This window comes from Streptomyces panacea (genome assembly GCF_040560175.1).
In the GTDB taxonomy this organism is placed as follows: Bacteria; Actinomycetota; Actinomycetes; order Streptomycetales; family Streptomycetaceae; genus Streptomyces; species Streptomyces panacea.
Genome location: NZ_JARJHW010000063.1, coordinates 1 through 22,040 on the forward strand (window position 1 = coordinate 1; position 22,040 = coordinate 22,040).

Consider the following 22,040-nt stretch of genomic DNA (forward strand, 5'->3'; position numbering starts at 1 on the left):
GGCGGTCTCGGGGGCCCCGGACGGGGTCGCCCGGCGGGCGGCCGCCCGTACGTTCCGTGAGGCCGAGGCGGTCCTGACGGGCAGCTTTCCGGTCGTCTCGGGCTTGGCGGCCTGTTCGGGCAGCCCGGCGGGGCGGGTGGAGCGCGGGGCGGCGGCGGCCGGCGGCCGGCGGACCGGGTCGACATGGCTGAGCAGGTGGTTGTTGACCAGCAGCACCGCGCGTACGCCGCCGTACGGCGACGGGGTCGACAGGTCGACGGACAGGTCGAACTGCCGGGTGAGCTGGCCGATCGCGGCCAGCCCCATGCGGGGCGGGTCGCCGAGGTCCGACAGCAGGATCGGCTCGCTGCTCGCCACCATCCGCTGGGCGTAGGCGCGTTCGTCTGCGGACATGCCGACACCGGCGTCGTCGATGGTGACGGCGGCCCCGCGGTGGGCGCGTTCCAGGTTGACCGTGACGTCGGTGTCCCGTGAGGAGTGCCGCAGCGCGTTGTCGAGGAGTTCGGCGACGATGATCGCGACCGGCTCGACGGCGTGCGAGACGAGCGCGGTGCCCGGCTCCAGATGGTTGTTGACGCGCACGCGGTGGTAGCCGACGATCCGTGACTGGCCACCGGTCACCGCGTCCACCAGGTGCGACTCCTCGCGCGCCAGGCCCACCCAGGCACCGCACACCACGGCGGCGACCTGTGCGCGCCGCAGCGACTGCTCGTTCTCGTGGTCGAGTTCGAACAGGGTCTGCGCCAATTCGGGCTCGTCGTACTGCTGTTGCAGTCCTCTGAGCACGTCCTGGAGCCGGTAGAGCCCGGCCTGAATCTCGCGGGTGGTGCCGCGCATGCCGGCCCGTGCCGCGGCGTCGACCCGCTTGCGCTCCTGCTTCATGACGGTCAACAGGCCGTCGATCACCCCGTCCAGACCGGCGCCGGGGCCGGTACGGGCGAATTCGGAGCTGAGCGGTCCCGGCACCTGGACATGCGGGTGCGCGGCACGGGTGGCCACCGCGGGGATGCGCTTCTCGGTGAGATGCGCGAGCTCGGCGGTGACCGCGTCGGAGGCGCGCTCGGCCTTCGACCGCTCGTTGTCGAGACGGTCGCGCAGCCCGGCGATCTCCTCGCGGAGTCTGGACCGGTCGCGGCGGGAGCGGTGCAGCCCGCCTGCCAGGGCGAGCACCAAAAGAGTCCCGGTGGACAGGCCACTCGCGGCCAGGACCGTTATCTCGATCATCGGACGGACCTCGGGAGGATCGGGGAAATCTGGCGGTCCGGAGACAGCGCCGAGGACAGTGTTCACCCTCATCGCGGTAACCGACGGCGCATCTCTCCGTACGCACCGTGAGCGCGAACACTACCGCTCCCCGAGTGGGCGATCTCACCTTCCGCTCACCCGTGTCGGGCGGGCCGACTGTCCGGCGCGGAAGGGGAGTTCCGCGCCGGGCAGCGGCCGTAGTGGGGGCGCGCGCCGGGGGTACGAGGCGGCTGTACGAAGCCGGTCGTCGGACACCGGCCGGTACGGATCCGGTCTCCCGAGAGGCCGTCGTACGAGGCGCGCGCCGGTTCAGCCGATGGTCGCGTTCAGCCGATCGTCACGCGGAAGATCTTGTCCGATCCGGCCGGCTCACCGCCGTTGGCGTCCACGTTCGTGGTGGAGAGCCAGAGCGCGTCGGAGCCGGGCAGTTTGGTGACGCCGCGCAGGCGCCCGTACGTGCCGACGTAGTGCGCCTGCGGCGTGCCGACGTTCTCGTTACCGGCGTTGATCGGTATCCGCCAGAGCCGTTCCCCGCGCAGTGACGCCATGTAGACGGCGCTGTCGACGATGGCGATACCGCTGGGCGACGCCTCCGCGGTGGTCCAGGTGGCCTTCGGGTTGGTCATCCCGGCCTGGGAGCAGGTGCCTTCGCAGAGGGGCCAGCCGTAGTTGCTGCCGGACTTGACGAGGTTGAGTTCGTCCCTGGCGTTCTCGCCGAGTTCCGCCTCCCAGAGACGGCCCTGCGGGTCGAAGGCGATGCCCTGCGGGTTGCGGTGGCCGAGGCTGAAGACGTGGTTGCCGAACGGGTTGCCGGGCGCCGGGGCGCCGGTCGTGGTCATCCGCAGGATCTTGCCGTTGAGCGAGTTCTTGTCCTGGGCGAGGGCGGTGTTCTGGGCGTCGCCCGTCGAGGCGTAGAGATGGCCGTCGGGGCCGAAGGCGAGCCGGCCGCCGTTGTGGTATCTGTTCTTCGCGATGCCCTTCAACAGGGCCGTGTAGCCGGTGAGTCGGGTGCCGTCGTAGGTCATCCGGGCGATCCGGTTGCCCTCGGACGAGGTGTGCATGAAGTACACGAAGTGATTGCTCGCCCAGTTCGGGTCGACGGCGACGCCCATCAGGCCGCCCTCACCGCCGGTGGTCTGGGACTCGGGGACGGAGCCGATCTCGGTCCGCTGCCCGGCCGGTGTCACCTTGAAGACCTTGAAGGTGTTGCGCTCGGTGACCAGCGCCGATGAGTTGTCGGGCATCCAGTGCATGCCCCACGGGATCGAGTAGCCGGTGGAGATGGTGGTGATGCCCGTCGGCACGCCGGCCGCGGCGGCGGGCGCCTCGGCCGCGGACCCCCGGGCGGCGCCGGACTCGCTCGCTCCGGCGCTCTGGACGAGTCCGGCGACGAGCGCCGCGGCGGCGACCGTGGCCGCCGCCGTCCTGACGAGGGCCTTCGTCGGCTTGCTGCCGTGCATGGCTTCCTCCGGGTGGAGTGGGGGGTGGGGATGCTGCTGGGAAAGGGAGTTCTAAGGGTGATCGGGTGCGGCGCCGTGGTCTTTCGCGGCGTGTCCCCCGGCGCCGTGGTCCTTGGGGTGGTCGGGGACGACGTACGGGGGCGCCGCCCGGAGGGGAGGGCGTCCATCAGGTCGCGTACGGGTGCGTGGCCGGCCGTTCCCGCCACCGCCCGACGGACTCCGGGGCCCGGGAGATCCGGGCGCGGCCCGGCGGGAGCGCGGCGCGGTCGGTGCGGTGCGGTCGGTGCAGTGCGGTCGGTGCAGTGCGGGACGACGTCGGGACCGAGCGGCAGGCCGACGCCGCTGGTGACGAGCCGGGTGTGGATCCCGGCGCGGCCGGGGCACGCGCGGTTCCACCGGGGCTGTCCGCCGCCCGTCGCGGTGCCGAGCACCCGCGGCGGCACGGCGGCGGGGTCTACCGGTCGGTCAGGGCGTGGGCGGTGCCCTCCGGCGCGGTCCCGACGACCACGAACTCGGGGGTCTGCCGGTCGATCGTGGCCGCACTGGCCGCTGTGGGCTCCTGGGCCGTTGCCTGCGAGTCGCTCATGAGCCGTTGCCTGCCTTCCTGAGATGTGGGGTTCAGGGAGCGGGACCATCGAACGCCCATTCACATGGATGTCCGGCGTTCAGCCTTGTGCGACAGCGTCGCGTCTTGGTGCGACGCGGTCAATGGGTCGGACCGCATCTCGTCCGACCGCGTCTCATCCGACCACATCGCGCCGTGGATCGGAGGTCGTCCGCGCGCCAATTACCCTTGCGGGCGGCTCTCGTCGGCGGGACCGATCCTGATGACCAGTTCCGGGCGGTCCCACATCACCGCGGGCGGGTTGGCCGCCACCGTGCCGACGCGTTCGGCGCCCACACCGCGGTAGAAGCCCTCGGCGGGCGGGTGCGACACCACGCGTACGGCGTCGGCACCGGCCTCGCGCGCCTCCCCCTTCATGTGCTCGACCAGCCGCCGTCCGACGCCGAGGCCCTGCGCGGCGTCGGCGACGAACATCAGGTCCAGCTCGGGCGGGGCGAGCAGCAGGGCGTAGAAGCCGAGCAGCCGGTCGTCCGGGCCGGCGGCGAGGAAGACGCGGTGGGTCTCGATGTAGTCGGGCCCCACGCGGTAGCCGGCGATCATGGGCGCGTACGGGCCCTCGTAGGCGCTGGACGCCCGGATGAGCCGGGTCAGCCGCTTGGCGTCGCGCGCGGTGGCCCGCCGGACGGTGCCGGCCGCCGCGGACCGGGCCGCCGCACGGCCGGTGGCGGTAATACGCGAGGTCATGGTCCGAGTATTACGCATCCGTGGTACGCGCCGGACGCGGGGCCCGCCGGGCTGCCGGGTCCCGGCCCCCCTTGTACGGTCGGAAGGAGGGCCGGGTCCCGGCCCTCCTTCCCGGAGGAGAGGAAGCGGTCATGCTCGGCAGAAGCAAGGCGTTCAGCGGTTTCGCCGTGGACGACATCCCCCGGGCCCGTCTCTTCTACGGCGAGACGCTGGGCCTGGACGTCACCGAGGCCAACGGCATGCTGCGGCTGCGTCTCGCGGGCGGGGCGGAGGTGCTGGTCTATCCGAAGCCGGACCATGTCCCCGCCACGTACACGATCCTCAACTTCCCCGTGGACGACATCGAGACGGCCGTCGACGAGCTGGTCCGGCGGGGCGTGAGTTTCGAGCGCCACCCCACCATGGAGACCGACGACCGGGGCATCTTCCGGCTCGGCGGCCCGTACATCGCGTGGTTCACCGACCCGGCGGGCAACACGCTGTCCGTGCTCCAGGACCGCCCTGCCTGATCAGCCCTCGTCCGTCCTGGAGTTGTCGCGGCGGGCCCAGGCCGGCAGGACGAACCAGCAGAGCACGAACCACCCGACGAGTCCCGCGACGATCCACAGCGCGACGGCGTTGTGCAGCGCCACGCGCAGTATCAGCAGCAGCGCCGACGCCATGGTGCAGAGCAGGAAGACCAGCCCGATGACGGTGAGCCGGGACGCCCACTCGACCATCTGTGGCTTCAACTGCCGCCCCGTGACCATCCGGTGGAAGGAAACGGGCGCGATGAGCGCGCCGGTGGTGACGGCTCCGAGCACCACTGTCGCGAGGTAGATGTTCTTGTCGGTGTCCGACAGGTCGGTGAAGCGCGGCTGGAAGACGACGGTGAGCAGGAAACCGAACAGGATCTGCACCCCGGTCTGGGCGACGCGTACCTCCTGGAGCAGTTCCGCCCAGCGCCGGTCGGCCCGCTCCTCCGTCGACTCGTCCCGCCCCTCGGGTGCGCTCCTGGCCGGTTCGCTCCTGCCGGGTCTTCTCGTGCCGGGTCTTCTCGTGTCGTCCGTCATGCCCTTCCGGGTTTCCCCGTCGGACGCGTCCATGCCATGCCCCGGGGGCGAATCGGCCGACCGGGCGGGTCCGGGCGTTCGGTGGACGAGCTGTCCGGCGGGGTCCCGTGCGCGGTCCCGGCCCGGCCCCGCGCACGGTTCCACGGGGGGTCTCTGACGGTCCAGCACATACCGGGCCGTCGCACAAGAGAATCGCCGTGGCCGGATACGGCCACTCGGTACCGCGCCAACTCGGGGCCATAGCGAATGTATTCAGCCATCGAGCCGGTGGGCGCAATTCGCTCGTACGCCCTATTCCGCCGCACCGGAACCAGCGGTGATGTCCGCCGTGTGCCCGCGGACCGGCCCGGAGCGTGGCCGTACACACCGCTCATACCGGGTGCCGAACCGCCGGGCAAACCGTGTGTGGTCGTGATGTGACCCGTCGCAGCCCCTCGGTATACAGGCTCAAACCCGCTGTCCTGCCGGGAGTTCACGCCCTGAGCGCCCACCGCGCCCACGCGCCCGGCCGCTTTGCAGCAAACGGCCGGCCACGTGGGCGCGAAGCCGTGGCGGCGCCCCGGCGGCAGGGCCGTCGCGGGGTTCGGGGACGCGGGCGGCCGGGGGTCCGGAAGTCGGCCTTGTGTACGAGGCGTGGCCCGTCAACGATTCCAACCGTGCGGAACGACAGGTTCAGCGCCGGCAACGACCGGCCTCGGACCGGCGCACGAACAACGGCCCACACCCCACGGGGCCGTGCTTTCCCCCCACCGATGGAGGATTTCGTGACCTTCAAGCGCTTCTCCCCCCTCAATGGCGTGTCCAGACGCGCTCGTGTCCTCGCCGTGTCGACCGGTCTGGTGGCCGCCGTCGCGCTCGCCGTCCCGTCCGCCGTCGCCGCCCCGGCCCCCGAGGCCAAGGTGACGGCCGCCCAGCTCGCCGACGCCAGCTCCGCCGTGCTCGGCGCGGACGTGGCCGGTACCGCCTGGTACACCGACAAGGCCACCGGCAAGATCGTCGTCACCGCGGACAGCACCGTCTCGGCGGCCGAGCTGGCCGAGGTCAAGTCGGCCGTCACGGACACCGACGCCGGTCTGACGATCAAGCGCACGCCCGGCACCTTCAGCAAGCTGATCGCCGGCGGCGAGGCCATCACCACCGGTGGCGCCCGCTGCTCGCTCGGCTTCAACGTGACCAACGGCAGCGCGAACTACGCGCTGACCGCCGGTCACTGCACCAACATCGGCAGCAGCTGGTCCATCGGCACGACCGCCGGTTCCAGCTTCCCGGGCAACGACTACGGGATCATCCAGCACTCGAACCCGAGTGCCGCCGACGGCAGGGTCTACCTGTACAACGGCAGCTACCAGGAGATCACCGGCGCGGGCAACGCCTCCGTCGGCCAGGGCGTGCAGCGCAGCGGCAGCACCACCGGTCTGCACGGCGGCTCGGTCACCGGCCTCAACGCGACGGTGAACTACGGCGCCGACGGCATCGTCACCGGCATGATCCAGACCAACGTCTGCGCCGAGCCCGGCGACAGCGGCGGCGCGCTCTTCGCCGGCACCACGGCGCTGGGCCTCACCTCCGGCGGCAGCGGCAACTGCTCCTCCGGCGGCACCACGTTCTTCCAGCCGGTCACCGAGGCCCTCAGCGCCTACGGCGTCTCGATCATCTGAGGCATCCCCCGGACCTTCGAGGGTGACGATCCTCCGAGGCTCCGAAGGACGCAGGGATACGCATCCCCGGCGGGCCGCGCCCATGGCGCGGCCCGCTGTCGTACGTCCGCGTCGCCACCGGTGCGCCCACCTCGCCGTTGCCGTCCCGCCGCGGCACCGTTCGAGACCATGGAAGAACACGGGTCACGGTCGTGTCCGATCCGTTCAAGACCGGCCCGGCGGACCGCGCCTACGTTGGTCGCATGACTCCACGACTCGATCTGATCGGCATCGTCACCTCCGACATGACCGCCTCGCTCGCCTTCTACCGCGGGCTCGGCCTGGACATCCCCGCCGACGCGGACTCCGCACCCCATGTGGAGACCACCCTGCCGGGCGGACTGCGCCTGGCCTGGGACACGGAGGACGTCGTGCGGTCCTTCGACCCCGGCTGGACCCCGCCGACGAACGGCGACCGGCTGGGCCTCAACTTCCTCTGCGACAGCCCCGCCGAGGTCGACGCGGTCTACGCGCGGCTGACCGGCGCCGGGTACCGCGGCCACCTCGAGCCGTGGGACGCGACCTGGGGCCAGCGTTACGCGGTCGTGCTCGACCCGGACGGCTGCGGCGTCTCGCTGTTCGCCAACGCCGCGTAGGCACCGAGCGTGAGGCCGGTCAGATCGCGGGTCTCCCTGGCGAGATGCGCCTGGTCGGCGCAGCCCGCGACGACGGCGGCCTCCGCGTACGGCACGGACGCCCGTACGAGCGCGAGCGCCCGCTGGAGGCGCAGGACACGGGCCAGGGTCTTGGGGCCGTAACCGAAGGCGTCCAGGGAACGGCGGTGCAGCCGGCGGGTGCCGAGGCCGACGGTCTCGGCGACGGAGGCGACCGTGCGGCCCGCGTCGAGCCCGTCCACGACGGCGCGCAGCAGGGGGTCGGGCGGTCCGGCGAGGGCCATCCGCCGCAGCGCCGCCGATTCCAGCGCCGCGGCCGGGTCGCCGGCGGCGGCGACGCGCTCGGCGACTTCGCGCCCCTCGGGGCCCGGCCACAGGTCGGTGAGGTCCACGCGCCGGTCGCGCAGTTCGTACGCCGGTACGCCCAGGAGCGCGGGCGCGATGCCGGGCGCGAAGCGGACGCCGACGGCATCGACGAAACCGCCGCCCCCGGCGGCTCCCGCCGGATCCGGCGTGAACGCGTGGGTGTCGGGCCCGGCCACGCGAAGCCGGCCACCGATCCAGAGCAGATCCATGCAGCCGTCCGGCAGGACGGGGTAGACGGGGGCGTCGTCCCGTTCCGGCGCTGTCCGCGACCACACGACGACGCCCTCGGCCCGCGACGCCCGTTCCCTGTACACACCTCAAGGCTAGACGCCCGGGACCCGGCGGCGCGGTGGAGGCTACGGTTTGGGCTCCTTGTCGCGCCCCGAGTGGAACCGGGACTTCAGGTCGTCCGGCGGCAGGAAGCGGGACCATCTCTCCGGGAACTCCGAGGGCATGTCCGGGTCGGGGCCGTAGTCCCCGTCGTCCGGCTCGCCCGACAAAGCCTCCACGCGCGCCACCAGCTCCGCGGCCTGCGCCGCCCGCAGGCGGTCGTTGGCCGCGCGGGCCGCCGCCGTGGAGACCGACGGCCAGACCCGGTCGATGGCGGCGTTGACCGCGGCGCCGACCAGGACGGCGAAGGCCGAGATCCCGATCCACAGGAGCACCGCGATGGGGGCGGCGAGGGATCCGTAGATGGTGGGGCCCTCGACCGTACTCGTGAGATAGATCCGCAGCAGGAAGCTGCCGAAGACCCACATGCCGAGGGCCACGAGCGCGCCCGGCACGTCCTCTATCCACGGCGACCGCGCGGGCACGGACACGTGGTAGAGCGTGGTCAGGAAGGCGATGGAGAGCAGTATCACCACCGGCCAGTACAGGACGCTGGCGACCTCCGTGCCCCAGGGGATGAGGTCGACGACCCGGTCGGGCCCCACGACCGCCAGGGGCAGTACGACGGCACCGATGAGCAGCGCCACGATGTAGAGCAGGAAGGCGAGCAGCCGGGTGGCGACGATGCCGCGCCGGCCGTCGAGTCCGTACATCACGGTGATCGTGTCGATGAAGACGTTCACCGCCCGTGAGCCCGACCAGAGGGCGATGGCGAAACCGATGGAGATGAGGTCGGGGCGTCCGCCGTGCGTGACGTCCGACAGGAGCGGTTTCGCGATCTGGTCGACGCCTCTGTCCGAGAGGACGGTGCCGACCGCGGTGAGGATGTTCTCCTCGATCGAGGCGACGGTGGTGGTGTTGGTCCAGTCGTCTATGTACCCGAGCAGGCCGAGGAGACCGAGCATCAACGGCGGGAGGGAGAGCAGCGTGAAGAACGCCGCCTCCGCCGCCAGACCGAGAATCCGGTACTCGATGCACGAGTTGACGGTGTCCTTCAGCAGCAGCCAGGCCATCTTCCGCATGGGAACGTCGCGGTAGAGGGCACGGGCCCGGCGGAGTCGGCCCGTCGGCCGCTCGGGTGTTTCGTTTGCTGCCTGCACCTCCTTACCGTAGCGGCATGACTGCCACCACCCACACAGTGACCAACCAGGTTCCGCCCCTGGTGGGATACGACGTCTTCAGCGGCGACCGGGCCCTCGTGGAAGGCCTGGAGCGGCACGCCGCGCCCGAAGTCCTCGACGAGGCGCGGTCGGAGCTGTCCGCGCTCGGTCTCGCGGCCGGTTCGGCGCGCGTGCAGGAGTGGGGGACGCGGGCCAACGAGAATCCGCCGAAGCTCCGTACGCACGACCGGTACGGGAACCGGATCGACGAGGTCGAGTTCCATCCGGCCTGGCACCAACTCCTGGACGGGGCCGTGTCGGCGGGGCTGACGGACGCCTGGGGCCGGCCGGACGGGCATCTGCGCCGGGCCGCCGGGTTCTACGTGTGGACGCAGGCGGAGGCCGGGAACGGCTGTCCGCTGTCCATGACGCACGCGGCGGTGCCCGCGCTGCGGACGGAGCCGGAGCTGGCCGCCGAGTGGGAGCCGCTGCTCACCTCGCACCGGTACGAGCCCGGGCTGCGGCCCGCCGGGGAGAAGGCCGGCGCGCTGTTCGGGATGGGCATGACCGAGAAGCAGGGCGGCAGCGACGTACGGGCCAACACGACGGCGGCGACGCCGCTGGACGCCGACGGGGAGTATCTGCTCACCGGGCACAAGTGGTTCTGCTCCGCGCCGATGTGCGACGGATTCCTGGTGCTGGCGCAGGCGCCGGCCGGGCTGACGTGCTTCCTGGTGCCCCGGGTGCTGCCGGACGGGACGCGCAACGTGTTCCTGATCCAGCGGCTGAAGGACAAGCTGGGCAACCGGTCGAACGCGTCGAGCGAGGTCGAGTTCGACGGCACGTGGGCCCGCCGGGTCGGCGAGGAGGGGCGCGGGGTGCGCACCATCATCGAGATGGTGGCGGCGACGCGGGTGGACTGCGTGCTCGGATCGGCGGCGCTGATGCGCCAGTCGGTCGCGCAGGCCGTGCATCACGCCGCGCATCGCCGCGCGTTCGGGGGCGAGTTGATCGACAAGCCGCTGATGCGCAACGTACTCGCCGATCTGGCGCTGGAGTCGGAGGCCGCGACGACGCTGGCGCTGCGGCTGGCGGCGGCGCAGGACGCCGTGCAGAGCGGCGGCTCGGAGGCGGAGGCGGCGTTTCTGCGGCTGGCGGTGCCGACGGCCAAGTACTGGGTGACGAAGCGGTGTACGCCGGTCGCCGCCGAAGCGCTCGAATGTCTGGGCGGCAACGGCTACGTCGAGGAGTCCGGGATGCCGCGGCTGTTGCGTGAGTCGCCGCTCAACTCGATCTGGGAGGGCTCGGGCAATGTCCAGGCACTCGACGTACTGCGGGCGCTCCAGCGCGAGCCCGGGGCGCTGAACGCGTTCCTCCAGGAGGTCGGCAAGGCGCGCGGCGCGGACCACCGGCTGGACGGGGCGATCAAGGACCTGCTGACCGAACTCGCCGATCTGGACGGCGTCGAGGCCCGCGCGCGGCGGTTGGTGGAGCGGATGGCGCTGGTGCTCCAGGGCTCGCTGCTGGTGCGGTGGGCGCCGTCGGCGGTCGCGGACGCGTTCTGCGCGTCACGGCTGGGCGGGGAGTGGGGTACGGCCTTCGGCACGCTGCCGCACACGCTGGACCTGGAGTCGGTGGTGACTCGGGCGCGGGCGGTCTGAGCCGGTCGTCGGGCCCTGCCCGTCGGATCCGGGCCCGAGGGCCGAGGGTGGTGCTGCGCCGACACGGCACCACCCACGACTTGATGTCACCTTCGCTCATGGGGTCCCTGTTCGCCAGGGTTGCAAGCGGTTGCAGAATGTCCGGACCGTCATACCGGGAGCGGGCGGGAACGGCACGATGGGGAGAGCGGAGCGAAGAACTCCGCATGATTCGGTCCACGTCCATGAATCGAGAAAGCGCCGTTCGCGGCGGGGGGCCCGATGAAGGACACATCGCTCGATCTGTCACGCCTCACGGCGATGGACGGCGCGCAGGCGACGCGGCTGCTCCAGCAGATCCGGGAGGCGTCGCTGGCCGGTGACCGGCCGCCGATGGCGCCCCGCCCGGTCATAGGGGCGTCGTGGCAGCGGATGCGGCGCCTCGGCGTCGACCCGGACCGGCAGCGGGCCGGCCGGGTGGTCCTGGCCACGGAGGAGCTCGAACACCGGCGTCGTACCTCGGCACTCGCCGAGGTGATGCGCGGTGTCACCGACGGGCTGACCGGCATCGTCGACGCGTCGCTCCAGATCCTGGTGGTCTGCGACGACCAGGGCCGGGTCCTGTGGCGCGAGGGCAACGCCAGGGTGCTGCGGCAGGCCGACGGCATCAGCCTGGCGGAGGGCACCGCCTGGTCGGAGCAGGTCACCGGGACCAACGCCATCGGTACGGCGCTGGCCGCCCGGACCCCGGTACGGGTCCACTCGGCCGAGCACTTCGTCCACGTCCTGACGAACTGGACCTGCGCCGCCGCGCCGGTGCACGACCCGCGTGACGGGCGGCTGCTGGGCGCCATCGACGTGAGCGGCCCGGCGACGGGTTTCCATCCTTCGACGCTGGCGCTGGTCACCTCCGTCGCCAAGCTCGCCGAGAGCGAGCTGCGGGAGCGGCATCTGCGGGCCATCGAGCGGCTGCGTTCGGTCGCCGCGCCGATCCTGTGCCGGGTGCGCGGCAGGGCCCTGGCCGTCGACGCGCACGGCTGGACGGCGGCCGTGACGGGGATGGCGCCGGTCGACCGCCTGCCGCTGCCGAGGTCCTTACGGCCGGGGCGGCTCTGGCTGCCTTCCCTCGGCATGTGCGGCGTCGAGCCGCTGCCCGGCGGCTGGCTGCTGACCGTGGAGGAGGAGGCACCGCGGGACGCGCCGAGCAGGGTCGTGCTGGATCTGAGCCGGCCCCGGCGCTGGTCGGTGACGGTCTCGGGGGCGGCGGGCAGCTGGGCGCAGGAGCTGACACCTCGCCACGCGGAGCTGCTCTACGTGCTGGCGACGCACCGGGAGGGGCGGAGCGCGGCGGAGCTGGCGGCGGACGTCTTCGGGGACCCGACGCGCACGGGGACGGTGCGGGCGGAGATGTCGCGGGTGCGCCGTCATCTGGCGGGGGTGCTGGCCCACCGGCCGTACCGCTTCAGTGAGGAGGTCGGGGTGGAGGTCGTACGGCCCGAGCACCCGGCGGACCTGCTGCCGCACTCGACGGCACCGGCGGTGGCCGACGACCGGGTGCACGGCGGGTGGGTGGACCACGGAATATCCTAGGGCGCGTCTTCAAAGTAGCGCCGGGCCCGTCACCCGATGACACGGTTTGGCCGGTGCGGGGCCGCGTGATTCCCTGGCGACCATGAGCATCACTGTGACCACCTGGTCCCTGGAACAGACCTCCCCGACCGATCTGCGGCCCGCCGCGGAGCCCGAGGGCGATGTGCGGATCGTCCGGTCCGAGGTCCCCTCCGCGGAGTTCAGCCGGTTCCTCTACACCGCCGTCGGCGGTGACATCCGCTGGACGGACCGGCTCGCCCTGTCGTACGAGGAGTGGCACGAGGCCGTCTCCCGGCCGGGCGTCGAGACCTGGGTGGCGTACGAGAAGGGGACCCCGGCCGGCTATGTGGAGCTGGAGGCGCGGGAGGACGGCACGGTCGAGATCGTGTACTTCGGTCTCGTCCCCGCCTTCCGGGGCCGCCGGATCGGCGGGCATCTGCTGTCGTACGGGGTGGCGCGCGCCTGGGACCTGGCGGAGCGCCGGCCCGGCCGGACGCCGACGAAGCGGGTCTGGCTGCACACCTGCTCCAAGGACGGGGAGCACGCCATGGACAACTATCTGCGGCGTGGCTTCACCCTCTTCGACACGAAGGTGGAGCAGGAGCCGGATGTGACCACCCCGGGACCGTGGACCGGCGCCCACCCGACCGCCCCACCGACCGCCCGCTCCACACCCCATCTCGCATAGCGGGACAGAGTCGTCCACATCGTGGATCGTGGTGGACTGGCCTCAGATCCGCGTGCCAGGCTTCGCCCATGTCTACAGCTGGTATTGCCTTGGTGAGTCGGCGGCACGTCGATCTCTGCCGCATGTCCAGCGCGATCTGTCGGGCGAGCTGACCACCGCAGCCCCGCCGCTTCCCCCGCTCGAATTCCCTCTGCGCACCGCTGCGCCGTCAGCCCACGTGTGCAGGTCAGAGCCGCCCTCCGCAGTCCCGAAGGACGTATCCCGCCATGGCCGCCACCCCTGAGAAGCCCGCTGCCGCCACGCCCCGCCGCAAGGTGAGCCGTCACCGCGGCGAGGGCCAGTGGGCCGTTGGTCACTTCACTCCTCTCAACGCGAACGAGCAGGCCAAGAAGGACGACGACGGTCTCAATGTGCGGACACGCATTGAGACGATCTACTCCAAGGCCGGATTCGACTCGATCGACCCTGCCGACCTGCGGGGACGCATGCGGTGGTGGGGGCTGTACACCCAGCGCAAGCCCGGGATCGACGGCGGCAAGACCGCCATCCTGGAGCCGGAGGAGCTGGACGACAAGTACTTCATGCTGCGGGTCCGGATCGACGGCGGCCGGCTGACCACGGAGCAGCTGCGCGTCATCGGGCAGATCTCGCACGAGTTCGGCCGGGACACGGCCGACATCACCGACCGGCAGAACATCCAGCTGCACTGGATACGGATCGAGGACGTCCCGGAGATCTGGCGGCGGCTCGAGTCCGTCGGCCTGTCGACCACCGAGGCCTGCGGTGACACGCCCCGCGTGATCCTCGGCTCCCCGGTCGCCGGAGTGGCCGAGAACGAGATCGTCGACGGCACCCCGGCGATCGACGAGATCAACGCCCGGTTCATCGGCACCAAGGAGTTCTCGAACCTCCCGCGTAAATTCAAGACGGCCATCTCAGGATCGCCGCTCCTGGATGTCGCACACGAGATCAACGACATCGCCTTCGTCGGTGTCGAGCACCCCGACCACGGCCCCGGCTTCGACCTCTGGGTGGGCGGCGGACTGTCGACCAATCCCAAGATCGGCCAGCGGCTGGGCGCCTGGGTCCCGCTGGACGAGGTCGCCGACGTCTGGGCCGGGGTCATCGGGATCTTCCGCGACTACGGCTACCGCCGGCTGCGCACCCGCGCCCGGCTGAAGTTCCTCCTCGCCGACTGGGGCGCCGAGAAGTTCCGCCGGATCCTCCAGGACGAGTATCTGAAGCGGACACTCGTCGACGGTCCCGCGCCCGAGCGGCCCGTGGAGGAGTGGCGCGACCACGTCGGTGTGCACCGCCAGAAGGACGGCCGCTTCTACGTCGGCTTCGCGCCGCGCGTCGGCCGGGTGGACGGCCCGACCCTGAAGAACATCGCCGACCTCGCCGAGGAGCACGGCTCCGGCCGGGTGCGGACCACCGTCGAGCAGAAGATGATCGTGCTCGACGTGGCCGAGGACCAGGTCGACTCACTCGTCGCGGGGCTGGAATCGCTCGACCTGCGGGTCAAGCCGTCGCCCTTCCGGCGCGGCACGATGGCCTGCACCGGCATCGAGTTCTGCAAGCTGGCGATCGTCGAGACCAAGGCGCGCGGCGCGTCCCTGATCGACGAACTGGAAGACCGTATCCCCGACTTCGACCAGCCGATCACCATCAACGTCAACGGCTGCCCCAACGCCTGCGCCCGGATCCAGGTCGCGGACATCGGCCTCAAGGGCCAGCTGATGCTGGACGGCGACGGCAATCAGGTCGAGGGCTACCAGGTGCACCTCGGTGGCGCGCTCGGTCTGGAGCCCGCGTTCGGCCGCAAGGTCCGCGGTCTGAAGGTCACCGCCACCGAACTCCCCGACTACGTCGAGCGCGTACTCACCCGCTTCCAGAAGGAGCGCGAGGCCGACGAGCGTTTCGCCACCTGGGCGGCCCGCGCGTCCGAGGAGGCGCTGTCGTGAGCGAGCGCGCCGCCCCGTTCTACTGCCCCTACTGCGGCGACGAGGATCTGCGCCCGAACGAGCAGGGCCACGGCGCGTGGGAATGCGGGGCCTGCAACCGGGCCTTCCAGCTGAAGTTCCTCGGGCTGCTGACCCGCGGCCTGACGACGGACGACGGAACGGACGACGGAGGGGAACGGATATGACGGCGCTGACGGAGACCACCGGGACCGACGACCGCGAGCACGCCGAGCTCAAGGCGCTCGCCGAGCGCGCGGGCCGCGAACTCGAAGACGCCTCCGCCCTGGAGATCCTCACCTGGGCCACCACCACCTTCGGCGCCCGCTTCTGCGTCACCTCCTCCATGGAGGACGCGGTCGTCGCCCACCTCGCCTCGCGCGCCCTGCCCGGCGTCGACGTCGTCTTCCTCGACACCGGCTACCACTTCCCCGAGACGATCGGCACCCGCGACGCCGTCGCCGCCGTGATGGACGTCAACGTCATCACGCTCACCCCGCGCGCCACGGTGGCCGAACAGGACGCCGAGCACGGCCCGAAGCTGCACGACCGCGACCCCGACCTGTGCTGCGCCCTGCGCAAGGTCAAGCCCCTCGAAGAGGGTCTGACGGCGTACGACGCCTGGGCGACAGGCCTGCGCCGCGACGAGTCGCCGACCCGCGCGAACACTCCCGTCGTCGGCTGGGACGACAGGCGCCGCAAGGTCAAGGTCTCGCCGATCGCCCGCTGGACGCAGGAGGACGTGGAGGCGTACGTCGCCGAACACGGCGTGCTCACCAACCCGCTGCTGACGGACGGTTACGCCTCCGTGGGCTGCGCGCCCTGCACCCGCCGCGTGTCGGCGGGCGAGGACGCCCGCGCCGGCCGCTGGGCGGGCAACTCCAAGACCGAATGCGGGCTGCACTGATGAGCCGGACCGAGCAGGGCGCGACGATCTGGCTCACCGGTCTGCCCAGCGCCGGCAAGACCACCATCGCCGTCGAACTGGCGGGCCGGCTGCGCTCCGAGGGCCACCGCGTGGAGGTCCTGGACGGCGACGAGATCCGCGAATTCCTCTCCGCGGGACTCGGCTTCGGCCGCGAGGACCGGCACACCAACGTGCAGCGCGTCGGCTTCGTCGCCGAACTGCTCGCGTCGAACGGCGTCAAGGCGCTGGTGCCGGTGATCGCGCCGTACACGGACAGCCGCGAGGCGGTGCGCAAGCGCCACCGGAGCGAGGGCACCGCGTATCTGGAGGTGCATGTCGCGACTCCGGTCGAGGTGTGCTCCGTACGGGACGTGAAGGGCCTGTACGCGAAGCAGGCGGCCGGTGAGATCAGCGGTCTCACCGGCGTCGACGACCCCTACGAGGCCCCCGAGGAGCCCGATCTGCGGATCGAGTCGCACACGCAGTCCGTGCAGGAGTCCGCGGCGGCGCTCCACGCGCTGCTCACCGAGAGGGGTCTGGCCTGATGGCGACCAGCGTCGCATCCGTCACCGACGGGACCGATGGCAGCGAGGGCGGAGCGGAAGGCGCCCGCGAGGCGCCGTACGCCCTGAGCCATCTGGACGCCCTGGAGTCGGAGGGTGTGCACATCTTCCGTGAGGTGGCGGGTGAGTTCGAGCGGCCGGTGATCCTCTTCTCCGGCGGCAAGGACTCCATCGTCATGCTGCATCTGGCGCTGAAGGCGTTCGCGCCGGCGCCGGTGCCCTTCACGCTGCTGCACGTCGACACCGGTCACAACTTCCCCGAGGTGCTGGCCTACCGCGACCGTACGGTGGCCGAGCACGGGCTGCGCCTGCATGTGGCGTCGGTGCAGGAGTACATCGACGCGGGCACCCTGCGCGAGCGCCCCGACGGCACCCGTAACCCGCTCCAGACCGTCCCGTTGACGGAGAAGATCCAGGCCGAGCGGTTCGACGCGGTCTTCGGCGGGGGCCGCCGCGACGAGGAGAAGGCGCGGGCGAAGGAGCGGGTCTTCTCGCTGCGCGACGAGTTCTCGCAGTGGGACCCGCGCCGGCAGCGCCCCGAGCTGTGGCAGCTCTACAACGGACGGCACGCGCCGGGCGAGCACGTCCGGGTCTTCCCGCTCTCCAACTGGACCGAGCTGGACGTCTGGCAGTACATCGCACGCGAGGGCATCGAACTGCCCGAGATCTACTTCGCGCACGAGCGTGAGGTCTTCAACCGCCACGGCATGTGGCTGACGGCCGGCGACTGGGGCGGCCCCAAGGAGGGCGAGCCCACCGAGACCCGCCTCGTGCGCTACCGCACCGTCGGCGACATGTCCTGCACGGGCGCCGTCGACTCCGAGGCCATCACCCTGGACGCCGTCATCACGGAGATCACCGCGTCCCGCCTCACCGAGCGGGGCGCTTCCCGCGCCGACGACAAGATGTCCGAGGCCGCGATGGAAGACCGCAAGCGCGAAGGGTACTTCTAACCATGACGACCACCGGGCACCCGGCCACCGAGCAGTTGACCGAGCAGCTGTCGGCCACCACCCTGCTGCGCTTCGCCACCGCCGGATCCGTCGACGACGGCAAGTCCACGCTGGTGGGGCGGCTCCTGCACGACTCGAAGTCCGTCCTCACCGACCAGCTGGAGGCCGTCGAGCGCGCCTCGCTCGGCCGCGGCCAGGACACGCCCGACCTCGCGCTGCTGACCGACGGGCTGCGCGCCGAGCGCGAGCAGGGCATCACCATCGATGTCGCCTACCGCTACTTCGCCACGCCCCGGCGCCGGTTCATCCTCGCCGACACCCCCGGGCATGTGCAGTACACGCGGAACATGGTGACCGGCGCCTCCACAGCCGAGCTGGCCGTCGTGCTGGTCGACGCGCGTAACGGGGTGGTCGAGCAGACCCGCAGGCACGCGGCCGTCGCGGCCCTGCTCCGGGTCCCGCACGTGGTGCTGGCCGTCAACAAGATGGACCTCGTGGAGTTCGCGGAGCCCGTGTTCGCCGCGATCGCCGAGGAGTTCACCGCGTACGCCGCCACGCTCGGGGTCCCCGAGATCACGGCGATCCCGATCTCGGCGCTGACCGGGGACAACGTGGTGGAGCCGTCGGCGAACATGGACTGGTACGGGGGGCCGACCGTCCTGGAGCACCTGGAGACCGTCGCCGTCAGCCACGACCTGTCCGGCTGCCCCGCCCGCTTCCCCGTCCAGTACGTCATCCGGCCGCAGAGCGCCGAGCACCCCGACTACCGGGGCTACGCGGGCCAGATCGCCTCCGGTGTGCTGCGCGTCGGCGAGGCCGTGACCGTGCTGCCCTCGGGGCGTACGAGCACCGTCGAGGGCATCGACGCGCTCGGCGAGAGCGTCGACATCGCGTGGGCGCCGCAGTCGGTGACGATCCGGCTCAGCGACGACGTGGACGTCTCGCGCGGCGATCTGATCGCGCCCAGCTCCGGCGTCCCCGCCGTCACCCAGGACGTCGAGGCGACCGTCTGCCATGTCGCCGACCGGCCGCTCGCCGTCGGCCAGCGGGTGCTGCTGAAGCACACGACCCGCACCGTGAAGGCGATCGTCAAGGACATCCCGTCCCGGCTGACCCTGGACGACCTGTCGCAGCACCCGGCGCCGGGACAGCTCGTCACCAACGACATCGGCCGGGTGGTGATCCGTACGGCCGAGCCGCTGGCGCTCGACGCGTACCGCGACTCCCGCCGTACCGGCTCCTTCCTGCTGATCGACCCGGCCGACGGCACCACGCTGGCGGCCGGCATGGCGGGCGACTCGTTCGCCGCCGAGCCGCCGCCCGCCCAGGCCGGCACCGACGACGAGGGCTGGGACTTCTGATGCCCGTGGACATGTACGCGACGTTCGCGAAGGAGGGCGGCCGGGTCGGCAGCGGCGCCCTCGGCGCGGGGACCGGCGGGGTGGCGCGATGTGCGCGCTGACGTACGCGCACCGCACGCGCGCCCAGAGAACCCGCGACGCCGCGGTGCCATGCCCGCGGTACCCGTATCACCGAAGACCTTCCGACACTGCCGACCGCCCGGCCACGCCGCCTCGTCACCGAGGGACGTGAGCACGGGCCGACGAGAGGAAACCCTCCCGTGCCAGCCACCCGTACCGTCCTGCGCCGCCGACGTACCCTCGCCGCGGTCGCGGCACTGCCCCTGCTCGCCGTGGTCCTCGGCGCCTGCGGCTACGGCTCCGAGGGCGAGAAGGACGACAAGGTCGCCCCCGCCGCCGAGGGCGAGAAGATCGGCGGCCTCGGCGAGGTGAAGATCGGCTACTTCGCCAACATCACCCATGCCACCGCGCTGGTCGGCCTCCAAGAGGGCCTGATCCAGAAGGAGTTGGGCGGCACCAAGATCAAGCCGCAGGTCTTCAACGCGGGTCCCTCGGAGATCGAGGCGCTCAACGCGGGCGCGATAGACATCGGCTGGATCGGCCCCTCCCCCTCGATCAACGGCTTCACGAAGTCGAAGGGCCAGAACCTCCGGATCATCTCGGGCTCGGCCTCCGGCGGTGTCTCGCTCGTCGTCAACCCGAAGAAGATCAAGTCCCTGGACGACCTCAAGGGCAAGCGCATCGCGACGCCGCAGCTCGGCAACACGCAGGACGTGGCGCTGCTCAACTACCTGTCGGACAAGGGTCTGAAGGTCGACACGAACACCGGCAAGGGCGACGTCACCGTCATCCGTCAGGACAACAAGCAGATCCCCGCGTCCTTCGAGGCCGGTTCGCTGGACGGGGCCTGGGTGCCCGAGCCGACCGCGTCGAAGCTGGTCGCGGGCGGCGGTTCGGTGCTGCTGGACGAGAAGAAGCTGTGGAAGGACGGCAAGTTCGTCATCACGAACGTGATCGTCTCCCAGAAGTTCCTCAAGGAGCACCCGGACGTCGTCGAGGCGGTGCTGCGCGGTTCGGTGAAGACGAACGCCTGGATCAACGAGAACCCGGACGAGGCCAAGACCGCGGCCAACGCCAAGCTGAAGGCGGACTCGGGGGCGGCACTGGCGCCCGAGGTGATCGACCCCGCGTGGGAGAACGTCGACATCACCGACGACCCGCTGGCCTCCACGCTGAGCGTGTCGTCCGAGCACGCGGTGAAGGCGGGGCTGCTCGAAGACCCGCTGCTGGACGGGATCTACGACCTGACGCTGCTCAACAAGGTGCTGAAGGCGGACGGGAAGCCCGCGATCGACGACGCCGGTCTCGGCGTCAAGTAGCCACCTGACAGGCAGTCACCCGACAGCCCGCGACCGGACCGCCCTCAGGACTCCAGGAGGTGTGACCCATGGCCACCACTCTCGTCAAGCAGGCCACCACCGTCGGCACACAGCCGTACGCCACCCGTCTCGACCATGTGTCCAAGTCGTTCGGCCGGCCCGGCGCCCAGCAGCTCGTGCTGGACGATGTCAGCCTCGATGTGGCGCACGGCGAGTTCGTGACCCTGCTGGGGGCGTCCGGCTGCGGCAAATCCACTCTGCTCAACCTGGTCGCCGGGCTCGACCTGCCGTCGGCGGGCGACATCGACGTCCCCGGCGGCCGGCCGGCCCTGATGTTCCAGGAGCACGCGCTGTTCCCGTGGCTCACCGCGGGCAAGAACATCGAACTCGCCCTGAAGATGCGGGGCATGCCCAAGGCCGAGCGACACGGCGAGGCCGAGCGGCTGCTTGAGCTCGTACGGCTGAAGGGCGCGTACGGCAAGCGGGTGCACGAGCTGTCCGGCGGCATGCGTCAGCGGGTCGCGCTGGCCCGCGCGCTGGCGCAGGACAGCCAACTGCTGCTGATGGACGAGCCGTTCGCCGCGCTCGACGCCATCACACGCGACGTGCTGCACGAGGAGCTGACCCGGATCTGGGCCGAGACGAACGTGTCGGTCCTCTTCGTCACGCACAACGTCCGCGAGGCCGTCCGGCTCGCGGAGCGCGTGGTGCTGATGTCGTCCCGGCCGGGGCGCGTCGCGCGGGAGTGGCGGATCGACATCCCGCAGCCGCGCCGGATCGAGGACGCCGCGGTGGCGGACCTGTCGGTGGAGATCACCGAGGAACTGCGTGGGGAGATTCGCCGACATGGCCAGCACTGAGACGGGGGTTTCGGGAACTTCCGGGACTTCCGGGGACGCCGTGTCCAAGGAGGACCTGGCGGGCCTGGAGGCCGGCCTGGACGCGCTGGAGACCAGGACCACCGAGCGGGTGTCGCTCGGCAGGATCGTGCTCTCCAAGCTCGTACCGCCGCTCGTGGCGGTCGTCCTGGTGATCACGGCCTGGCAGCTCGCCGCCGCCTCCGACCTCAAGCCCGACTACGTACTGCCGGGGCCGCTCGACGTCTGGCGCTCCATCGAGGACATGTGGCTGGACGGCACACTGCTCGGCTACATCTGGACCAGCGTCTCGCGGGGCGCGCTGGGCTTCGCCGTCTCCGTCGCCATCGGTACGCCGCTGGGGCTGCTGGTCGCACGGGTGAAGGTGGTGCGGGCCGCGATCGGGCCGATCCTGTCCGGGCTCCAGTCGCTGCCGTCCGTGGCCTGGGTGCCCGCGGCGATCATCTGGTTCGGTCTGACCGACGCCACGATCTACGCGGTGGTGCTGCTGGGCGCCGTCCCGTCCATCGCCAACGGCCTGGTGGCGGGCGTCGACCAGATCCCGCCGCTGTATCTGCGGGCCGGCCGGACCATCGGCGCGACCGGTGTCAACGGCATCCGGCACGTCCTGCTGCCCGCCGCCCTGCCCGGCTATCTGGCAGGCTTGAAGCAGGGCTGGGCGTTCTCGTGGCGCTCGCTGATGGCCGCCGAGCTGATCGCCAGCTCGCCGGACCTCGGTACGGGACTCGGCCAGCTCATGGAGAACTTCCGCACCTACAGCGACATGTCCGGTGTGCTGGCCACGATCATCCTCATCCTGATCGTCGGTATCGGCATCGACCTGCTGTTCTTCTCGCCCCTGGAGCGCCGCGTCCTGCGCAGTCGCGGTCTCCTGGTCAGGAGCTGAT

At 71.4% G+C, this 22,040-nt stretch carries 23 protein-coding genes; 16 read left to right on the plus strand and 7 right to left on the minus strand.

Going from position 1 to position 22,040, the window contains the following annotated elements; all coding sequences use genetic code 11:
- The 4 genes from P3L51_RS17060 to P3L51_RS17075 form a co-directional block, all read right to left on the minus strand.
- Positions 1-1,224, minus strand: a 1,224-nt coding sequence (locus tag P3L51_RS17060; RefSeq protein WP_354606091.1) for an ATP-binding protein, incomplete at its 3' end; no start/stop codon positions are given.
- Between the two features lie 347 nt (positions 1,225-1,571).
- Positions 1,572-2,705: a PQQ-dependent sugar dehydrogenase gene (locus P3L51_RS17065; protein WP_354606092.1), complete on the minus strand. Its 1,134-nt coding sequence runs from the start codon at positions 2,703-2,705 to the stop codon at positions 1,572-1,574.
- Positions 2,706-3,159: 454 nt separating this feature from the next.
- Positions 3,160-3,291: a hypothetical protein gene (locus tag P3L51_RS17070; RefSeq protein WP_354606093.1), complete on the minus strand. Its 132-nt coding sequence runs from the start codon at positions 3,289-3,291 to the stop codon at positions 3,160-3,162.
- A gap of 201 nt (positions 3,292-3,492) precedes the next feature.
- A complete protein-coding gene (locus tag P3L51_RS17075; RefSeq protein WP_354606094.1) occupies positions 3,493-4,014 on the minus strand; it encodes a GNAT family N-acetyltransferase in 522 nt (173 codons plus the stop codon).
- A 131-nt stretch (positions 4,015-4,145) separates the two neighbouring features.
- Between P3L51_RS17075 and P3L51_RS17080 the strand changes: the two genes are divergently transcribed.
- The gene (locus P3L51_RS17080) at positions 4,146-4,523 is read left to right on the plus strand and encodes a VOC family protein (RefSeq protein ID WP_354606095.1); all 378 of its coding nucleotides are present in this window, start codon (positions 4,146-4,148) and stop codon (positions 4,521-4,523) included.
- On the opposite strand, the gene P3L51_RS17085 is transcribed toward P3L51_RS17080, so the two are convergent.
- Complete coding sequence (locus P3L51_RS17085) at positions 4,524-5,066, minus strand: DUF6328 family protein (protein ID WP_354606096.1); 543 nt, start codon at positions 5,064-5,066, stop codon at positions 4,524-4,526.
- A 764-nt stretch (positions 5,067-5,830) separates the two neighbouring features.
- Between P3L51_RS17085 and P3L51_RS17090 the strand changes: the two genes are divergently transcribed.
- Together P3L51_RS17090 and P3L51_RS17095 are read left to right on the plus strand one after the other, a co-directional pair.
- Positions 5,831-6,724, plus strand: a complete 894-nt coding sequence (locus tag P3L51_RS17090; protein WP_354606097.1) for a S1 family peptidase — start codon at positions 5,831-5,833, stop codon at positions 6,722-6,724.
- 242 nt (positions 6,725-6,966) lie between these two features.
- On the plus strand, positions 6,967-7,359 hold the full coding sequence (locus P3L51_RS17095) for a VOC family protein (RefSeq protein ID WP_354606098.1): 393 nt from the start codon (positions 6,967-6,969) through the stop codon (positions 7,357-7,359).
- Here the strand turns inward: P3L51_RS17095 and P3L51_RS17100 are convergent.
- Positions 7,299-8,057: a helix-turn-helix domain-containing protein gene (locus tag P3L51_RS17100; protein ID WP_354606099.1), complete on the minus strand. Its 759-nt coding sequence runs from the start codon at positions 8,055-8,057 to the stop codon at positions 7,299-7,301. The genes P3L51_RS17095 and P3L51_RS17100 overlap by 61 nt on opposite strands.
- A 42-nt stretch (positions 8,058-8,099) precedes the next feature.
- Complete coding sequence (locus P3L51_RS17105) at positions 8,100-9,233, minus strand: YihY/virulence factor BrkB family protein (protein WP_354606100.1); 1,134 nt, start codon at positions 9,231-9,233, stop codon at positions 8,100-8,102.
- Between the two features lie 17 nt (positions 9,234-9,250).
- Here P3L51_RS17105 and P3L51_RS17110 point away from each other — a divergent pair, with 17 nt between their 5' ends.
- The 13 genes from P3L51_RS17110 to P3L51_RS17170 all read left to right on the plus strand — a co-directional run bounded on the left by P3L51_RS17110 (position 9,251) and on the right by P3L51_RS17170 (position 22,039).
- Positions 9,251-10,894, plus strand: coding sequence for an acyl-CoA dehydrogenase family protein (locus P3L51_RS17110; RefSeq protein WP_354606101.1), 1,644 nt, complete (start codon positions 9,251-9,253; stop codon positions 10,892-10,894).
- A 261-nt stretch (positions 10,895-11,155) separates the two neighbouring features.
- Positions 11,156-12,463 carry a helix-turn-helix domain-containing protein gene (locus tag P3L51_RS17115; RefSeq protein WP_354606102.1) on the plus strand — a complete coding sequence of 436 codons (1,308 nt, stop codon included), beginning with the start codon at positions 11,156-11,158 and terminating at the stop codon, positions 12,461-12,463.
- 82 nt (positions 12,464-12,545) lie between these two features.
- Entirely contained in the window at positions 12,546-13,151 is a 606-nt protein-coding gene (locus P3L51_RS17120; protein WP_354606103.1) for a GNAT family N-acetyltransferase, read from the plus strand.
- Between the two features lie 68 nt (positions 13,152-13,219).
- Positions 13,220-13,303: a putative leader peptide gene (locus tag P3L51_RS17125; RefSeq protein WP_329082446.1), complete on the plus strand. Its 84-nt coding sequence runs from the start codon at positions 13,220-13,222 to the stop codon at positions 13,301-13,303.
- A 114-nt stretch (positions 13,304-13,417) separates the two neighbouring features.
- Complete coding sequence (locus P3L51_RS17130) at positions 13,418-15,115, plus strand: nitrite/sulfite reductase (protein ID WP_354606104.1); 1,698 nt, start codon at positions 13,418-13,420, stop codon at positions 15,113-15,115.
- A complete protein-coding gene (locus tag P3L51_RS17135) occupies positions 15,112-15,300 on the plus strand; it encodes a hypothetical protein (protein WP_354606105.1) in 189 nt (62 codons plus the stop codon). The genes P3L51_RS17130 and P3L51_RS17135 overlap by 4 nt, the downstream gene beginning before the upstream one ends.
- Positions 15,297-16,019 carry a phosphoadenylyl-sulfate reductase gene (locus P3L51_RS17140; RefSeq protein ID WP_354606106.1) on the plus strand — a complete coding sequence of 241 codons (723 nt, stop codon included), beginning with the start codon at positions 15,297-15,299 and terminating at the stop codon, positions 16,017-16,019. The genes P3L51_RS17135 and P3L51_RS17140 overlap by 4 nt, the downstream gene beginning before the upstream one ends.
- Positions 16,019-16,564, plus strand: coding sequence for an adenylyl-sulfate kinase (cysC, locus tag P3L51_RS17145; protein ID WP_354606107.1), 546 nt, complete (start codon positions 16,019-16,021; stop codon positions 16,562-16,564). The genes P3L51_RS17140 and cysC overlap by 1 nt, the downstream gene beginning before the upstream one ends.
- The gene (gene cysD / locus P3L51_RS17150) at positions 16,564-17,535 is read left to right on the plus strand and encodes a sulfate adenylyltransferase subunit CysD (protein ID WP_354606108.1); all 972 of its coding nucleotides are present in this window, start codon (positions 16,564-16,566) and stop codon (positions 17,533-17,535) included. The genes cysC and cysD overlap by 1 nt, the downstream gene beginning before the upstream one ends.
- Before the next feature lie 2 nt (positions 17,536-17,537).
- The gene (locus P3L51_RS17155) at positions 17,538-18,896 is read left to right on the plus strand and encodes a sulfate adenylyltransferase subunit 1 (RefSeq protein WP_354606109.1); all 1,359 of its coding nucleotides are present in this window, start codon (positions 17,538-17,540) and stop codon (positions 18,894-18,896) included.
- Positions 18,897-19,156: 260 nt separating this feature from the next.
- Positions 19,157-20,275, plus strand: coding sequence for an aliphatic sulfonate ABC transporter substrate-binding protein (locus P3L51_RS17160; RefSeq protein ID WP_354606110.1), 1,119 nt, complete (start codon positions 19,157-19,159; stop codon positions 20,273-20,275).
- Between the two features lie 68 nt (positions 20,276-20,343).
- Positions 20,344-21,135 (plus strand): ABC transporter ATP-binding protein, encoded by a 792-nt coding sequence (locus P3L51_RS17165; RefSeq protein WP_354606111.1) that lies wholly within the window; start codon positions 20,344-20,346, stop codon positions 21,133-21,135.
- Positions 21,122-22,039, plus strand: a complete 918-nt coding sequence (locus P3L51_RS17170; protein ID WP_354606112.1) for an ABC transporter permease — start codon at positions 21,122-21,124, stop codon at positions 22,037-22,039. Before P3L51_RS17165 ends, P3L51_RS17170 begins: the two co-directional genes overlap by 14 nt.
- Position 22,040: the final 1 nt, after the last annotated feature.

Bases quoted from the DNA above. Each gene is read 5' to 3' on its own strand.
- P3L51_RS17065 (WP_354606092.1), bottom strand. From the start codon at position 2,705: ATGCACGGCAGCAAGCCGACGAAGGCCCTCGTCAGGACGGCGGCGGCC.
- P3L51_RS17120 (WP_354606103.1), top strand. From the start codon at position 12,546: ATGAGCATCACTGTGACCACCTGGTCCCTGGAACAGACCTCCCCGACC.
- cysD (WP_354606108.1), top strand. From the start codon at position 16,564: ATGGCGACCAGCGTCGCATCCGTCACCGACGGGACCGATGGCAGCGAG.
- cysC (WP_354606107.1), top strand. From the start codon at position 16,019: ATGAGCCGGACCGAGCAGGGCGCGACGATCTGGCTCACCGGTCTGCCC.
- P3L51_RS17095 (WP_354606098.1), top strand. From the start codon at position 6,967: ATGACTCCACGACTCGATCTGATCGGCATCGTCACCTCCGACATGACC.
- P3L51_RS17130 (WP_354606104.1), top strand. From the start codon at position 13,418: ATGGCCGCCACCCCTGAGAAGCCCGCTGCCGCCACGCCCCGCCGCAAG.
- P3L51_RS17075 (WP_354606094.1), bottom strand. From the start codon at position 4,014: ATGACCTCGCGTATTACCGCCACCGGCCGTGCGGCGGCCCGGTCCGCG.
- P3L51_RS17110 (WP_354606101.1), top strand. From the start codon at position 9,251: ATGACTGCCACCACCCACACAGTGACCAACCAGGTTCCGCCCCTGGTG.
- P3L51_RS17070 (WP_354606093.1), bottom strand. From the start codon at position 3,291: ATGAGCGACTCGCAGGCAACGGCCCAGGAGCCCACAGCGGCCAGTGCG.
- P3L51_RS17115 (WP_354606102.1), top strand. From the start codon at position 11,156: ATGAAGGACACATCGCTCGATCTGTCACGCCTCACGGCGATGGACGGC.
- P3L51_RS17085 (WP_354606096.1), bottom strand. From the start codon at position 5,066: ATGACGGACGACACGAGAAGACCCGGCACGAGAAGACCCGGCAGGAGC.
- P3L51_RS17165 (WP_354606111.1), top strand. From the start codon at position 20,344: ATGGCCACCACTCTCGTCAAGCAGGCCACCACCGTCGGCACACAGCCG.
- P3L51_RS17080 (WP_354606095.1), top strand. From the start codon at position 4,146: ATGCTCGGCAGAAGCAAGGCGTTCAGCGGTTTCGCCGTGGACGACATC.
- P3L51_RS17125 (WP_329082446.1), top strand. From the start codon at position 13,220: ATGTCTACAGCTGGTATTGCCTTGGTGAGTCGGCGGCACGTCGATCTC.
- P3L51_RS17170 (WP_354606112.1), top strand. From the start codon at position 21,122: ATGGCCAGCACTGAGACGGGGGTTTCGGGAACTTCCGGGACTTCCGGG.
- P3L51_RS17140 (WP_354606106.1), top strand. From the start codon at position 15,297: ATGACGGCGCTGACGGAGACCACCGGGACCGACGACCGCGAGCACGCC.
- P3L51_RS17155 (WP_354606109.1), top strand. From the start codon at position 17,538: ATGACGACCACCGGGCACCCGGCCACCGAGCAGTTGACCGAGCAGCTG.